This window comes from Citrobacter sp. Ce006, assembly GCF_030336535.1.
Lineage (GTDB): Bacteria > Pseudomonadota > Gammaproteobacteria > Enterobacterales > Enterobacteriaceae > Citrobacter > Citrobacter europaeus.
On the sequence record NZ_JAOWDO010000057.1, the window covers coordinates 58,488 to 73,519 of the forward strand.

Here is a 15,032-nt window from a genome sequence, read left to right on the forward strand (position 1 = left end):
CTATTCGGCGGAAAAAATTTAAATTTATTGCACTATGACCTTATCCTCACAGCAAGAACATCTGGAGCTGATCGCCCTCAACGATGCGATTGCATCGTTCAGCCGTTTATTCGCCAATACGGTGCGTTACCACCACTGGCATCAGTGTCTGGAAGTGCTGTATGTGGAAGAAGGCTTTGGCGTGGTCACGGTTGACCATAAGCAGTTCACCATGCGACCAGGACGGATGTTCTTTTTTCCGCCGTTTACCCTACACAAGATATGGGTCGACGAGCAGGCGCGGGATGGTTATCGGCGTACCATTATTCATCTCGATCAACATGCGGTGCTGAAGGTGCTACGCGACTTTCCGCACACTCAGCAGCATCTGCAAAATCTGAGCGTGCGCGGCAGCGAAGCATGGGTTGTCGACGCGGCGGATATCCACACCCATGTTGATTTTCTTTTCAGCCGTTATGAAAAAATGGCTGCACAGAAGCCGCTGAACACTGAGCAGGTTGCCTGTCTGTTAGTTAATTTATTCAGCCTGTTACCCGAAGATAACGGCAATATGCCAGAAATTAGCAGTGGAATTGCCAGTCAGGTAATGTTCTGGCTGGATGAGCATTACACCCACAAATTTAGTCTGGCGGCGCTGGCGCAGGAGCTGGGCAAATCAAAAAGCTATGTTTCCCGCCGCTTCCAGATGGAAACGGGCGAGAGCATTCTCGACTATCTCAATACTCTACGTCTGCGAAAAGCCTGTGAAGCGCTGCTACACAGTGAAATCAGCGTGCGGGAGATTGCGCAAAAGGTGGGATTTTCAGAGGTGACGTACTTTATCAGCGCCTTCGGCAAAGGCATTGGCGAGACGCCGCTGCAGTATCGCAAGCGGCATAAACAGTAACGCCGGATAAGGCGGTTTACGCCGCCATCCGGCATTCACGGTCAATTATCCTTCGAGATCCGCCAGGTCGCCTTTCTCCTGCAACCAGTTACGGCGATCTTCAGAACGCTTCTTGGCCAACAGCATATCCATCATTGCGTTGGTACGCTGATCGTCTTCATCATCAATGATGAGCTGCACCAGGCGACGGGTGTTCGGATCCAGCGTGGTTTCACGCAACTGCATCGGGTTCATTTCGCCCAGACCTTTAAAGCGCTGCACGTTCGGCTTGCCTTTCTTGCGCTTTAACTGCTCCAGCACGCCCGCTTTCTCTTCTTCCGTCAGTGCGTAATACACCTCTTTACCAAGGTCGATACGGTATAACGGCGGCAGCGCCACGTAGACGTGACCGTGTTTCACCAGCGTGCGGAAGTGTTTCACAAACAATGCGCAAAGCAGCGTGGCGATGTGCAGACCATCGGAGTCCGCATCCGCCAGGATACAGATCTTGCCGTAGCGCAATTGGCTCAGATCGTCGCTGTCCGGATCGATGCCGATCGCCACCGAAATATCGTGAACTTCCTGCGAGGCCAGCACTTCATCGGAAGAAACTTCCCAGGTATTGAGGATCTTACCTTTCAGCGGCATGATCGCCTGATATTCACGATCGCGCGCCTGTTTTGCCGATCCACCCGCCGAGTCACCTTCGACGAGGAACAGTTCGGTGCGATTGAGATCCTGAGCGGTACAGTCCGCCAGTTTCCCCGGCAGCGCCGGACCGCTGGTCAGCTTTTTACGCACCACTTTTTTCGCCGCACGCAAACGACGCTGGGCGCTGGAAATCGCCATCTCAGCCAGCAGTTCAGCCGACTGCACATTCTGGTTCAGCCACAGGCTGAAAGCATCTTTCACGACGCCAGAGACGAATGCCGCACACTGACGCGAAGAGAGGCGCTCTTTGGTTTGTCCGGCAAACTGCGGATCCTGCATTTTTACCGACAGCACGTAAGCACAGCGATCCCAGATATCTTCCGCCGACAGCTTCACGCCGCGCGGCAGGATATTGCGGTATTCACAGAACTCGCGCATCGCATCCAGCAGACCCTGACGCAGACCGTTAACGTGCGTACCGCCCTGCATAGTTGGGATCAGGTTCACATAGCTTTCGGTCAGCAGCTCGCCGCCTTCAGGCAGCCAGAGCAGCGCCCAGTCCACAGTTTCCGTCTCACCGCTAAAATTACCGATAAACGGTTTTTCAGGAAGCGTCGGCAGGCCATTCACCGCTTCGCTCAGATAGTCATTCAGACCATCCTGGTAGCACCAGCGCTGTTCGCTGTTATTGACCTCATCCTTGAAGGTGATCTCAACGCCCGGGCACAGCACCGCTTTAGCTTTCAGTACGTGCGTTAAGCGCGAAACGGAAAAGCGCGGGCTGTCAAAGAAGCTTTCATCCGGCCAGAAGTGCACGCTGGTTCCGGTATTGCGTTTACCGCAGGTACCGACAACCTGTAAATCCTGCACCTTATCGCCGTTCTCAAACGCGATGTTGTACACCTGCCCGTCACGGCGCACGTTCACTTCCACACGCTTCGACAGGGCGTTAACCACAGAGATCCCCACCCCATGCAAACCACCAGAGAACTGATAGTTCTTGTTGGAGAATTTACCGCCCGCGTGCAGACGACAGAGGATCAGCTCTACCGCCGGAACGCCTTCTTCAGGGTGAATGTCTACCGGCATGCCACGGCCATCATCAATAACTTCCAGAGACTGGTCGGCATGTAAGATCACGTCCACGCGTTTCGCGTGGCCCGCCAGTGCTTCATCCACACTGTTATCAATCACTTCCTGTCCAAGATGGTTCGGACGGGTGGTATCGGTGTACATCCCCGGGCGACGGCGTACCGGCTCAAGCCCAGTGAGTACCTCAATGGCATCAGCGTTATAAGTTTGCGTCATGGTTTAAATAAGCAATTCGAATTGATCGTCAGAAACTGTGCAGTCCAAGGAAATCGACAATCGGGTTGAAATAATCTTCGAAGCCCGTGAATGCGTGGTTTCCGCCCTCAATAACTGTCTGGCGGCAGGAGGCGTAATACGCCACCGCCTGGCGGTAGTCCAACACTTCATCGCCCGTTTGTTGAAGCAGCCAGATCAAATCCGGCGCTTCCAGCGGGTCAATCTGCATGACTTTAAGATCGTAAATATGGCGTGACTCTAGCACATATTGCTGCCCCGTGTAGGGGTTCTCGTTTTGACCGAGATAGTCGACCAGCAGTTCATAAGGTCGGACAGCAGGGTTCACTACCACCGCTGGCAGCATAAAACATTGCGACAGCCAGGTGGCGTAATAGCCTCCCAACGAGGAACCGACAATGCCCAGCGACTCTCCGCCATGTTCAAGAATGATCGATTCCAGCATCTCTGCGGCCTGGGCCGGATACGGCGGCAGTTGCGGTACGATCATCTCAACGTGCGGATGGTGCTCCGCCAGCCAGTTTTTCAGCAAGCACGCCTTCGCCGAGCGAGGAGAACTGTTAAATCCGTGAAGATAGAGAAGCGTAGACATCAGTAGCCTTCTGAAGCGGTATCAGGGTGGAAGCGATTACCCTGCAGACGACGTACCTGAGTCTGCAACGTCCCGTCAGCAAAAAGCTCCAGCGTCCGCCAGCCGGGGCTAATGGTATCTAACGTGAAGTTGGAACAGTGCGGCTTGAACTGCACGCAGGTCGACGGCGTCGCCAGCAGGCGGCGTCCGTTCCAGTTCAGATCCAGCTCCTGATGAATATGCCCGCACAACAGATATTTAGCGCGAGGATAATTCACCAGCACGTTATCCAGCTCTGCGGCATTACGCAGGCTATGCTGATCGAGCCAGCTACAGCCCGCAGGCAGAGGATGATGATGCAGAAGCAGTAAGGTATTGCGCTCAGGCGCATCGGCAAGTTTACGTTCCAGCCATTCGAGCTGAAATTCGCTTAACTCACCGTGTGGAACGCCGAACACCTGACTGTCGAGCAACAAGATTTGCCACTGCTCGCCAATGAAGACGCGTTTAGCGGGGGAAATCCCTGCATCCTGAAGCGCGCTGTACATTGCTGGCTGAAAATCGTGATTGCCCGGTAGCCAAACGCAGGGCGCACGAAAACTTGCGATGCCCTCAGCAAAATGCTGATAAGCCGCAGCGGATTGATCCTGCGCCAAATCCCCCGTCGCGACGATCAGATCGTACTCAGGCGACTCTGCATGTATTGCATCCAGTACGGATTGATAGCTATCCCAGGTGTTCACACCCAGCAGCGTTTCATGCTTTTCGGCAAACAGGTGAGTGTCTGTAATTTGTAAGATCCTGACTCTGGCCTCACCAGCCAAAGGAAGGGTTAACAGGCTTTCCAAATGGTGTCCTTAGGTTTCACGACGCTAATAAACCGGAATCGCCATCGCTCCATGTGCTAAACAGTACCGTAACCAGTCGGCCAGAAACTGATTAATTTGATGCTTTTCGTCGCGTTGATGCAACTTTTTATTTGGATAATCATACCGCGCTTTGAAGCGAAAGATCTGCTGACTCGAACACACTTCAGCCACCCTTGCGTCATGATACAGGCGCACGGTCAATGACGGCAGGCTCCAGTATGTGACCGCCGGTGCCGTTTGTTCGATCGCGACAAGCGTAGTGTATCGGGTCGATTCAACGATCGTTAACCGATATTGTGCGTTTGCTACCTGATAGCTCACTGTTTCACCGGCTGCGTCATTACGCGGCAACAGGCGGCGCAATTGCGAATAGTTGGTTTCGCACAGGCGCATCATTTCAGGGAAGTCAGGTGTGTAACGCTTCATTTTTTCCACTCAGTTTTTAACTCTTGATAGTGCAGCTGTAACCATTGCAAGGCGATGACAGAAGCCGCGTTGTCGATTGTCCCCTCTTCTACCCATTGGTAAGCCTGCTCCCGACTCACCACATGAACACGAATATCTTCGTTTTCATCAGCCAGACCGTGGATCCCGCTCGCGGTCGTGGCGTCCACTTCGCCAACTAAAATAGACAGGCGCTCGCTGGTGCCGCCCGGGCTTGCCAGATAGCTCAGAACGGGCTTCGTACGTTTAACTTCCAGCCCGGCCTCTTCCATCGCTTCACGTCGGGCAACATCCTCAACGGTTTCACCCTCTTCGATCATCCCGGCTACCATTTCCAGGAGCCACGGGCTTTCGCTGGTGTCAAACGCCGCGATGCGGATCTGCTCAACCAGCACAACTTCGTCCCGCTCAGGGTCAAAGGGTAGCAAGACTGCTGCGTGTCCGCGCTCAAAAATTTCGCGCTTTACCTCGCCGCTCATACCGCCGTTAAACAGGCGATGGCGGAACCGATAAAGATCCAATGAAAAAAAACCGCGGTATAGCGTTTCTCGTGCAATAATTTCTACATCATTTTTAGTGAAAGTCATTGGCAAGCTGTCTGGTTTACGCATTGTGCTGTCCTGAAACCAATAGTGATTAAAATGTGAATTTCAAGGTCGTTTGACTGATGTTTGAACGCCCTTGTGTTAAATTGATGCAAATTAACGCCGTATGGCACGTAACGCCAACTTTTTGAAGTGGCGGATTCTGCTAGAATCAGCAAATATTTTTACAATTTGATCAGCGCTAAATACTGCTTCACAACAAGGAATGCAAATGAAGAAATTGCTCCCCATCCTTATCGGCCTGAGCCTGTCGGGGTTCAGTACTTTGAGCCAGGCAGAAAACCTGATGCAGGTTTATCAGCAAGCACGCCTGAGCAACCCGGAATTGCGTAAATCCGCCGCCGATCGCGATGCTGCATTCGAAAAAATTAACGAAGCGCGTAGCCCATTACTGCCGCAACTGGGTTTAGGTGCCGATTACACCTACAGCAATGGCTACCGTGATGCAAATGGCGTCAACTCCAACGCAACCAGCGCGTCATTACAATTGACTCAGACGCTGTTCGACATGTCTAAATGGCGCACCCTGACGCTGCAAGAAAAATCAGCCGGCATCCAGGACGTAACGTATCAGACCGATCAGCAAACGCTGATCCTGAATACCGCTACCGCTTATTTTAAAGTATTGAACGCGATTGACGTGCTGTCTTACACTCAGGCGCAAAAAGATGCGGTCTATCGTCAGTTAGATCAGACCACACAGCGTTTTAACGTTGGCCTGGTCGCCATCACTGACGTGCAAAACGCCCGTTCACAATACGATACCGTGCTGGCGAACGAAGTTACCGCGCGTAACAATCTGGATAACGCTGTGGAAGAGTTGCGTCAGGTAACCGGTAACTATTATCCGGAACTGGCATCTCTGAACGTTGACGGCTTTAAAACCAACAAACCGCAGGCGGTAAACGCACTGCTGAAAGAAGCAGAAAACCGCAACCTGACGTTATTGCAGGCGCGTTTGAGCCAGGATCTGGCGCGTGAGCAGATTCGTCAGGCGCAGGATGGTCACTTACCGACCCTGGATTTGACTGCCTCTACCGGCGTTTCTGATACCTCTTACAGTGGGTCTAAAACCCGTGGTGCAACTGGTTCCCAGTATGACGACAGCAACATGGGCCAGAACAAAATCGGTCTGAGCTTCTCGCTGCCGCTATACCAGGGCGGAATGGTTAACTCGCAGGTGAAACAAGCGCAGTACAACTTTGTTGGCGCGAGCGAACAACTGGAAAGCGCGCACCGCAGCGTGGTGCAAACCGTGCGTTCTTCGTTCAACAACATTAATGCTTCCATCAGTAGCATTAACGCGTACAAACAAGCGGTTGTCTCTGCCCAAAGCTCTTTAGATGCGATGGAAGCCGGCTATTCCGTAGGTACCCGTACCATCGTGGATGTGTTGGATGCCACCACCACGCTGTACAACGCCAAGCAGCAACTGGCGAATGCGCGTTATACCTATCTTATTAACCAGCTTAACGTCAAATCTGCGCTCGGTACGCTGAACGAGCAGGATCTGGTGGCGCTGAACAATACGCTGGGTAAACCGATCCCAACTTCTCCGGATAGCGTGGCACCGCAAAATCCGCAGCAAGATGCCGCGGTGAATGACTTTAACAGCACGGGCAATATCCCTGCGGCTCAGCCAACGGCCGCACGTTCAACCAGCAGCAACGGCAACAACCCGTTCCGTAACTGATGCTGATGACGGGGCTTCGGCCCCGTCTGAACGTAAGACAACGTAAAGATCCGCCTCTTCTTCCGCATTCTCGCCTCTTCCCGCTTCAATTTCGACCAGTCATCCTCTATTCTGAGCAGAGTTACCACTGGGTCCTGGAAGACATAAATGAAACGGACAAAATCTATACATCACGCCTCGTTCCGCAAAAGCTGGAGCGCACGCCACCTGACTCCTGTCGCTTTGGCAGTTACCGCTGTGTTTATGCTCGCGGGCTGTGAAAAGAGTGACGAAACGGTTTCGCTTTATCAGAACGCGGACGACTGCTCTGCAGCTAATCCGGGTAAAAGCGCCGAATGTACCACCGCGTTTAACAATGCGCTGAAAGAAGCTGAACGCACCGCGCCAAAATACGCCACTCGCGAAGACTGTATCGCTGAATTTGGCGAAGGCCAGTGCCAGCAGACACCTGCACAGGCAGGTATGGCGCCGACCGGTGAAGGTCAGGCTCAGGCGCAGAATCAAAGCAGCGGCAGCTTTTGGATGCCGCTGATGGCCGGTTATATGATGGGCCGCATGATGGGTGGCGGTATGGGCGCTCAGCAGCCGCTGTTCAGCTCGAAAAATCCGGCCAGCCCGGCATACGGCAAATATACGGATGCAGGCGGCAAAAACTACGGTGCAGCAACGCCGGGTCGCACCATGACCGTACCGAAAACCGCCATGGCGCCGAAACCGGCCACCACCTCTACCGTAACCCGCGGTGGATTTGGCGAATCTGTGGCTAAACAGAGCACCATGCAGCGTAGCGCAAGCGGTACCACCACACGTTCAATGGGCGGCTGACCGTCATGGAAAGAGTCAGTATTGTTGAGCGCCCGGACTGGCGCGATAAAGCCACCGAATACGGTTTCAACTTTCACACGATGTACGGCGAGCCGTACTGGTGTGAAGACGCGTACTACAAGCTCACGCTTGCTCAGGTCGAAAAGCTGGAAGAGGTCACCGCAGAGCTGCATCAGATGTGCCTCAAAGTGGTGGAACGGGTCATCGCCAGCGATGAGCTGATGACGAAGTTTCGCATTCCGAAGCATACCTGGGGCTTTGTCCGCCAGTCCTGGCAGACACAGCAACCGTCGCTCTACTCGCGCCTCGATCTGGCGTGGGACGGTACGGGTGAGCCTAAGCTTTTAGAAAACAACGCCGATACGCCAACCTCACTGTACGAAGCCGCGTTTTTCCAGTGGATCTGGCTGGAAGATCAGCTCAATGCAGGCAATCTGCCGGAAGGCAGCGATCAGTTCAATAGCTTGCAGGAAAAACTGATCGAGCGTTTCACCGAGCTGCGTGAGCAGTATGGTTTTCAACTGCTACATCTGACCTGCTGTCGCGATACGGTGGAAGATCGCGGTACGATCCAGTATCTGCAGGATTGCGCTGCCGAAGCTGAAATCGCCACTGAATTCCTCTATGTCGAAGATATCGGTCTTGGTGAAAAAGGCCAGTTCACGGATATGCAGGATCAGGTCATTGCTAACCTGTTCAAGCTGTATCCGTGGGAATTCATGCTGCGTGAAATGTTCTCCACCAAGCTGGAAGATGCCGGTGTTCGCTGGCTGGAACCAGCCTGGAAGAGCATCATCTCCAACAAAGCGCTGTTACCTCTGTTGTGGGAAATGTTCCCTGATCATCCGAACCTGCTGCCTGCGTATTTCGCCGAAGATGACTATCCGCAGATGGAAAAATTCGTCGTCAAGCCGATCTTCTCGCGTGAAGGCGCTAACGTTTCCATTATCGAAAACGGTAAAACGATCGAAGCAGTGGAAGGACCGTACGGTGAAGAAGGTATGATCGTCCAGCAGTTCCATCAGCTACCGAAGTTTGGCGACAGCTATATGCTGATCGGCAGCTGGCTGATCAACGATCAACCAGCGGGTATCGGCATTCGCGAAGACCGCGCGTTGATCACGCAGGATCTCTCGCGTTTCTATCCGCATATTTTTGTCGAATGATTGAGAGTGCCGGGTAGCGGCTCCGCCTTACCCGGCCTTCAGCATGAACTTAATGCCCGATAAGCGCAGCGCCAGCGGGCATACTTCATCCGACCTGAACCGACAACATGCTCAAACTTCCCATCTCAATCCCATCAACAGGAATAGTCACCGGCTCTTTGCCATCCCACGCGCCTAATACATACAGCAGCGGCAGATAGTGATCCGGCGTCGGGTTTGATAACGATCCACCTTCATGATCGAGATAGTTCACCAGTGGGTGCTGTTCAACTGGTCCCTGCCATGTCAGGTTTGCCTTAACATAATCATTGAATGAGGTTGCCCATGGATACGGCGTGTTTTCACCGTGCCAACGCGCAGTACGCAGGTTATGCACCACGTTACCGCTGGCTACCAGCATAATACCCTCATCACGCAGCGCCGCCAGCTTGCGACCCATCTCAAAATGCCAGGCTGCGGGTTTAGTGCTGTCAATGCTCAGTTGCACCATCGGAATATCCGCATTCGGGTACATCTTGATCAGCACGCCCCATGAACCGTGGTCAAAGCCCCACGCCTCTTTATCTAAAGTAACGGGCACCGGTGCCAGCAGGTCAACCAGATGCTGTGCCAGTTCAGGTGAACCGGGAGCCGGGTAATGGGTGTCATATAATGCTTGCGGAAAACCGCCAAAATCGTGGATCGTTTTAGGCGCTTCCATGGCCGTTACGCCCGTGCCACGAGTGAACCAATGCGCCGAGACCACCACAATGGCTTTCGGACGCGGCAACGTTTCCCCCAGTTGCTGCCAGGCACGGGTATAAACGTTATCTTCCAGAACATTCATCGGGCTACCATGGCCCAAAAACAATGCTGGCATACGAGTTGAAGACATGATGATATCCTTACTGAGGGAGTCATTTTGATACCACCACAATACGCTTATTCGGTTGATGAAGAACTCAGATAACCATGATGAAGATCATCAGTTATTTTGACGATCTAATCCGCAAAGCAGATTGATAAGGAGTTTTATTTGTCGATGTCAGTACCTTTACTTCTGACTTTACTGGCAGGTGCCGCCACGTTTATCGGCGCATTTCTCGGCGTGTTAGGGCAAAAGCCCTCCAACCGCGTTCTCGCCTTTTCTTTAGGCTTCGCCGCCGGGATTATGTTACTGATCTCACTAATGGAGATGCTACCAGCTGCGCTGGCCGCTGAAGGCATGTCACCGGTATTAGGCTACGGAATGTTCATCGTTGGCTTACTGGGCTACTTTGGCCTGGACCGTCTATTGCCGCACGCGCACCCTCAGGATCTGGTACAGAAAACAACGCAGCCTCTGCCCGGCTCTATTAAACGAACCGCAATTTTATTAACGCTCGGCATCAGCCTGCACAACTTTCCGGAAGGGATCGCAACGTTTGTTACCGCCAGCAGCAACCTCGAGCTGGGCTTTGGTATTGCCCTTGCCGTCGCATTACACAATATTCCTGAAGGATTAGCCGTTGCGGGTCCGGTCTATGCCGCTACAGGCTCCAAACGTACGGCGATATTCTGGGCCGGGATCTCGGGCATGGCGGAAATACTGGGCGGCGTACTGGCGTGGTTAATTCTGGGGAGCTTAATCTCACCGGTGGTGATGGCGGCAATAATGGCGGCAGTTGCAGGTATTATGGTGGCGCTGTCCGTCGATGAACTCATGCCGTTGGCAAAAGAGATCGACCCGAATAATAATCCCAGTTATGGGGTACTTTGCGGCATGTCGGTGATGGGGTTAAGTCTCGTCATCCTCCAGTCCATGGGAATCGGCTAATTCATAGGGCGGATGCCACCCTGCTAATTTACAGCATCCGCTCATCCATAGCAGAACGTGAAGGACTATTCCTGTTCCTTAACCGCGCTGTTATCCTCGCCAGAATGACGAAAGAGTTTGTTTCGCGCCTCGAGTAATGCATCCCGATCTTGCCGGAATGCCCGACAATAACGCTTCATATGGCAATAATAACCAACCGCAACGAGTGCAATTAATACAATCCAGTACCAGGCAATAAACATTCTTTTACCCTTAAAATTTAACATCATTAAACATTTAACGTTAAAATTTTACACAACCTTATTCTGACATACTCCTATAGTGGCATATTCCTCAAACAAATATATGATTTCGATCATATAAACCAGCAGCTATGCCAATAGCCAATGGCGTTCCAAAAAATAGACCAATATTGATAAACCTATACTTCAAAATAATAAATAAACCCTTAAACCAGGGTACACATACCATCCAAATATATAAGAATATTAGCACGTGAAATAATACACTCTGTCAAAATTAATGCGCCTATCATCAAATTAGTTTCATCAATATGGTTTTGATTTCATCGACATTATAAGAACATGATAAAAATGGTATTTGCGAACGAATAACCTGCAACCAGATTGTTGCTATTGGTTATGAGCGCTGACTGGGGAGTGGGAAGTGGGAAGTGGGAAGTGGTCAAAGCCAAACAAACTGCAGAGTAAACCAAGGCAGAGGTCTGTAATCAGACTTCTGTTTTTCTCACAATAGCTATACAATTCAACTGTTAGTGCTTCTTCGAGTTAAAAACATTTCACAGATATATTCCCCCAACATCAACGATAATTTTTCCATATTGATATATTCTGATTTTCAGAAACATAGTGCATCCAACTCACATTTTTAAAAAAATGTCTTTCTGCCCTTAATACAAGAAAACATAATAAACCATCACACATTCCGTTTCTTAATACCAAAGCAAATATAATATTTATATTATATATGATTATTTAATTGGTAGCGCGTCAAATTCTGAATTCAGTACGAGCACGAACATCCTGGGAATATCTGATGATATAATTTTTTAAAAGGCCTCGTGCCTTAACTTGTATATCAAGGATATTTTCATCACTAAAGGAATGTATATGAAATCAGCAAATAAGGCGCTGTTAGCACTGGCCATCACCGCACTAACCTCCAGCTATGCCTTAGCCGATGTTGATGGCGGTAGCGGCAAAATCACCTTCACCGGTACTATCATCAATGCCCCATGCGCTATTCTGCCTGAAGATATTGATAAGCAGGTCGAACTGGGTGAAGTACCTGCCTCCTACATTAATGCTAACGGGCATTCTGATGCGGTAGATTCCAGCCTGCATTTAATCAACTGTGACCTGCCAAACTCAGACAACGGTAGCGGCGTAGCCGTGAGCAAAGTCGATGTCACCTTCAACAGCGACAGCGTTACAACGGAAGACACCAGCCTGCTAAGCAACACTTTCGCCAGCGGCGCGCAGAATGTTGGTGTACGTTTGCTCGATAAAACGAGTGCCAATATTACTCTGGGTACCGCAAAGACCATTGATTTAAGCGCAGGTTCTGCGACCCAAATTCTGCCCTTTATGGCCTATATGCAAAAAGTGGGCGCAACGGATGTCACCGTGGGCGCCGTCGCCGCAACGGCAACCTACAGACTTACCTATAAGTAAGCACGCAATGGTGGCCGGATGGCCACCATCTAACACTTGCATCGACTGGGTATAGGTAAGGATTGCCATGAATACCTGCAAGATTGCGGCCTGTGGATGTGGGTTGCTGTTGTCATTTTCCGCTCAGGCTGTCGAATTCAACCTGAACGTACTGGATAAATCCATGCGCAACAGTGTGGATCTCTCTTTGCTGAAAGAAGATTCCGCAATAGCTCCCGGAAGCTATTTTGTTACCGTTGCCGTAAATAAAAATCAAATCTCCTCAGGCCGCCAGATAAGCTGGGAAAAACAGGGGGAGAGCGTCGCCGCCTGTATTCCATCTGAACTCGCCGGGCAGTTGGGATTAAAAGAAAAGATTTTAGGTTCACTGCCTGTACAGCACGAGTGCGTCGATTTTACTGAATACTCTGATATTACCTTTACCTTAGATATGGCGAATCAACGTCTGGATATCAGTATTCCTCAGTCGCTATTGGCCTGGAAATCAGAAAGCTGGATGCCGCCCTCAACCTGGGATCACGGCGTGAACGGTCTGCTGTTCGACTACAACCTGTTTGCCAGCACCTACCGCCCCAACGCAGGTGGAAGTACAGAAAACCTAAACTCCTATGGCACCGCGGGCCTGAACATGGGCGCATGGCGCTTACGTAGCGATTATCAGGTCAGCCAAAACCGCAGCGACGAAAGCACCGAAACAACGCGGAGTATTTCACGCACCTATCTTTTTCGTCCTCTCCCTTCGCTGGGCGCCAAACTCACTCTGGGAGAGACAGATTTAAGCTCCAATATCTTCGATGGTTTTTCCTATAATGGCGCGGCTATGGCGAGCGACGACCGTATGCTGCCATGGGAATTACGTGGCTACGCCCCACAAATCAGCGGGATCGCGCAAACCAATGCCACCGTCACCGTTAGCCACTCCGGTCGCGTGATTTATCAAACAAAAGTGGCCCCTGGCCCCTTTGTCATTACCGATCTTAATCAATCCGTACAGGGAACGCTGGACGTAAAAATCACCGAAGAAGATGGCCGCACCAACACGTTTCAGGTTTCTGCCGCCTCCACGCCTTTTCTGACTCGTGAAGGACAGGTCCGTTATAAAATCGCGGCGGGTCGTGCCCGCCCGGACATCTCGCATCACGTAATTGATGATACCTTCGTCAGCGGCGAAGCCTCATGGGGCATGTTATCCAATACCTCGCTGTATGGCGGGATCCTCGCGGCAGGCAGCGATTACCGCTCTGCGGCGTTAGGAATTGGGCAGAACATGCTGTGGCTGGGGGCCGTTTCCTTTGATGTTACGCATTCCAGCAGTACCTTCGATGACGGCCATGAAGAAAGTGGCCTCAGCTATCGACTGAACTACAGTAAACGCTTTGATGCGACCAACAGTCAGATTTCACTCGCTGCATATCGTTTCTCCGAGCGCGAATTTCATAGCTATGCCAACTTTGTCGCCCATCAATTCAATAATGCGGATACTCAGGACGAAAAGCAGACCGTAAGCATCTCTTTCAACCAGCCGATTGATCCGCTGCGGATGAACCTGTACGTCAGCGCACTGCGCCAGCAATGGTGGGATGGCGACAGCTCCACTACCGCGTCGGTGACCGCCGGTTTTAATTTCGATCTCGGTGACTGGAAAGGCTTATCGCTGTCGACATCCTTCAGTACAACGCACTACGAGGAGAGTGATAACGACAAGCAGTTTTACGTTTCGCTCTCCGTTCCTTTCGACTATGGTCGACGGTTGAATTACGACATGCGTAATAGCAGCAACACTACCAATACACTCTCGTGGAATGACTCCTCCGATCCACACAACACCTGGGGCGTATCAACAGGAACCGCGACTGACAGGCCGAACAACGGCGCGCAGTTCAGGGGAAATTACCAACATACCACCCCTGCAGGAGAACTGCAGTTCTCCGGAAGCTATGCCGCCAGCGACTACACCTCTGCCAGCGCCAGCTGGAACGGCTCAATGACCGCGACGAGCAACGGCATCGCGTTACATCGCCGCAGCTTTGGCAATGAACCCAGAGTCATGGTCGGGGCCGACGGCGTTGCCGACATTCCTGTGCAGGGCGACAGCAACCGTACTAACCATTTTGGCTATGCCGTTGTACCGATGATTTCCAGTTATCAGCCCTCAACCATCGCCGTCAATATGAACGATCTGCCTGACGGCGTTACCGTTGATGAAACGATCACCCGTCAGACCTGGACCGAAGGTGCCATTGGCTACAAATCACTGGTATCACGCTCAGGCAAAAATATTACCGTCGCTATCAGAATGGAAAATGGCGACTTCCCGCCACTCGGCGCGATCGTACGTCAAATTGAAAACAACGCAGAAGTAGGAATGGTCAGCGAAGATGGTCATGCCTGGCTTGGCGGTGTCGACAGTGGACAGCAGTTTACGGTGATGTGGGGTGACAAACAGACTTGCACCATCACTTTGCCAGACGCGCTGGATATCTCCACCCAGTACCTGATTTTACCTTGTCATTAATTAAGGATGAAAA

The 15,032-nt window shown here is 51.6% G+C and carries 14 protein-coding genes; 7 read left to right on the plus strand and 7 right to left on the minus strand.

What is annotated here, in order from left to right; all coding sequences use genetic code 11:
• Positions 1-34 precede the first annotated feature (34 nt).
• Positions 35-886: a helix-turn-helix transcriptional regulator gene (locus OGV94_RS04765; protein WP_043017639.1), complete on the plus strand. Its 852-nt coding sequence runs from the start codon at positions 35-37 to the stop codon at positions 884-886.
• A 45-nt stretch (positions 887-931) separates the two neighbouring features.
• Here OGV94_RS04765 and parE read toward each other — a convergent pair whose 3' ends face one another.
• The 5 genes from parE to nudF are packed head-to-tail and all read right to left on the minus strand — an operon-like array spanning position 932 to position 5,337.
• Positions 932-2,824 carry a DNA topoisomerase IV subunit B gene (gene parE, locus OGV94_RS04770; protein ID WP_003024571.1) on the minus strand — a complete coding sequence of 631 codons (1,893 nt, stop codon included), beginning with the start codon at positions 2,822-2,824 and terminating at the stop codon, positions 932-934.
• A 28-nt stretch (positions 2,825-2,852) separates the two neighbouring features.
• Complete coding sequence (gene yqiA / locus OGV94_RS04775) at positions 2,853-3,434, minus strand: esterase YqiA (protein WP_003024575.1); 582 nt, start codon at positions 3,432-3,434, stop codon at positions 2,853-2,855.
• Complete coding sequence (gene cpdA, locus OGV94_RS04780) at positions 3,434-4,261, minus strand: 3',5'-cyclic-AMP phosphodiesterase (protein WP_043017641.1); 828 nt, start codon at positions 4,259-4,261, stop codon at positions 3,434-3,436. The genes yqiA and cpdA overlap by 1 nt, the downstream gene beginning before the upstream one ends.
• Before the next feature lie 24 nt (positions 4,262-4,285).
• Entirely contained in the window at positions 4,286-4,708 is a 423-nt protein-coding gene (locus OGV94_RS04785; RefSeq protein ID WP_003024582.1) for a DUF1249 family protein, read from the minus strand.
• Positions 4,705-5,337, minus strand: coding sequence for an ADP-ribose diphosphatase (gene nudF, locus OGV94_RS04790; protein WP_286522733.1), 633 nt, complete (start codon positions 5,335-5,337; stop codon positions 4,705-4,707). Before nudF ends, OGV94_RS04785 begins: the two co-directional genes overlap by 4 nt.
• 205 nt (positions 5,338-5,542) lie before the next feature.
• Between nudF and tolC the strand changes: the two genes are divergently transcribed.
• The 3 genes from tolC (at position 5,543) to OGV94_RS04805 (ending at position 9,015) form a co-directional block, all read left to right on the plus strand.
• Positions 5,543-7,024, plus strand: a complete 1,482-nt coding sequence (gene tolC, locus OGV94_RS04795) for an outer membrane channel protein TolC (RefSeq protein WP_193145384.1) — start codon at positions 5,543-5,545, stop codon at positions 7,022-7,024.
• A gap of 147 nt (positions 7,025-7,171) precedes the next feature.
• On the plus strand, positions 7,172-7,849 hold the full coding sequence (locus OGV94_RS04800; protein WP_286522735.1) for a DUF1190 family protein: 678 nt from the start codon (positions 7,172-7,174) through the stop codon (positions 7,847-7,849).
• A gap of 5 nt (positions 7,850-7,854) precedes the next feature.
• Positions 7,855-9,015: a glutathionylspermidine synthase family protein gene (locus tag OGV94_RS04805; protein ID WP_043017644.1), complete on the plus strand. Its 1,161-nt coding sequence runs from the start codon at positions 7,855-7,857 to the stop codon at positions 9,013-9,015.
• Between the two features lie 85 nt (positions 9,016-9,100).
• On the opposite strand, the gene ygiD is transcribed toward OGV94_RS04805, so the two are convergent.
• Positions 9,101-9,889 (minus strand): 4,5-DOPA-extradiol-dioxygenase, encoded by a 789-nt coding sequence (gene ygiD / locus OGV94_RS04810; RefSeq protein WP_043017645.1) that lies wholly within the window; start codon positions 9,887-9,889, stop codon positions 9,101-9,103.
• A 147-nt stretch (positions 9,890-10,036) separates the two neighbouring features.
• Between ygiD and zupT the strand changes: the two genes are divergently transcribed.
• A complete protein-coding gene (gene zupT, locus OGV94_RS04815) occupies positions 10,037-10,810 on the plus strand; it encodes a zinc transporter ZupT (RefSeq protein ID WP_003024600.1) in 774 nt (257 codons plus the stop codon).
• Between the two features lie 65 nt (positions 10,811-10,875).
• Here the strand turns inward: zupT and OGV94_RS04820 are convergent, their stop codons facing one another.
• Positions 10,876-11,052, minus strand: a complete 177-nt coding sequence (locus OGV94_RS04820; RefSeq protein ID WP_072033368.1) for a hypothetical protein — start codon at positions 11,050-11,052, stop codon at positions 10,876-10,878.
• 888 nt (positions 11,053-11,940) lie between these two features.
• Between OGV94_RS04820 and OGV94_RS04825 the strand changes: the two genes are divergently transcribed.
• Together OGV94_RS04825 and OGV94_RS04830 are read left to right on the plus strand one after the other, a co-directional pair.
• Entirely contained in the window at positions 11,941-12,504 is a 564-nt protein-coding gene (locus OGV94_RS04825) for a fimbrial protein (RefSeq protein ID WP_181231059.1), read from the plus strand.
• Positions 12,505-12,571: 67 nt separating this feature from the next.
• Entirely contained in the window at positions 12,572-15,019 is a 2,448-nt protein-coding gene (locus OGV94_RS04830) for a fimbria/pilus outer membrane usher protein (RefSeq protein ID WP_286522737.1), read from the plus strand.
• Positions 15,020-15,032 lie beyond the last annotated feature (13 nt).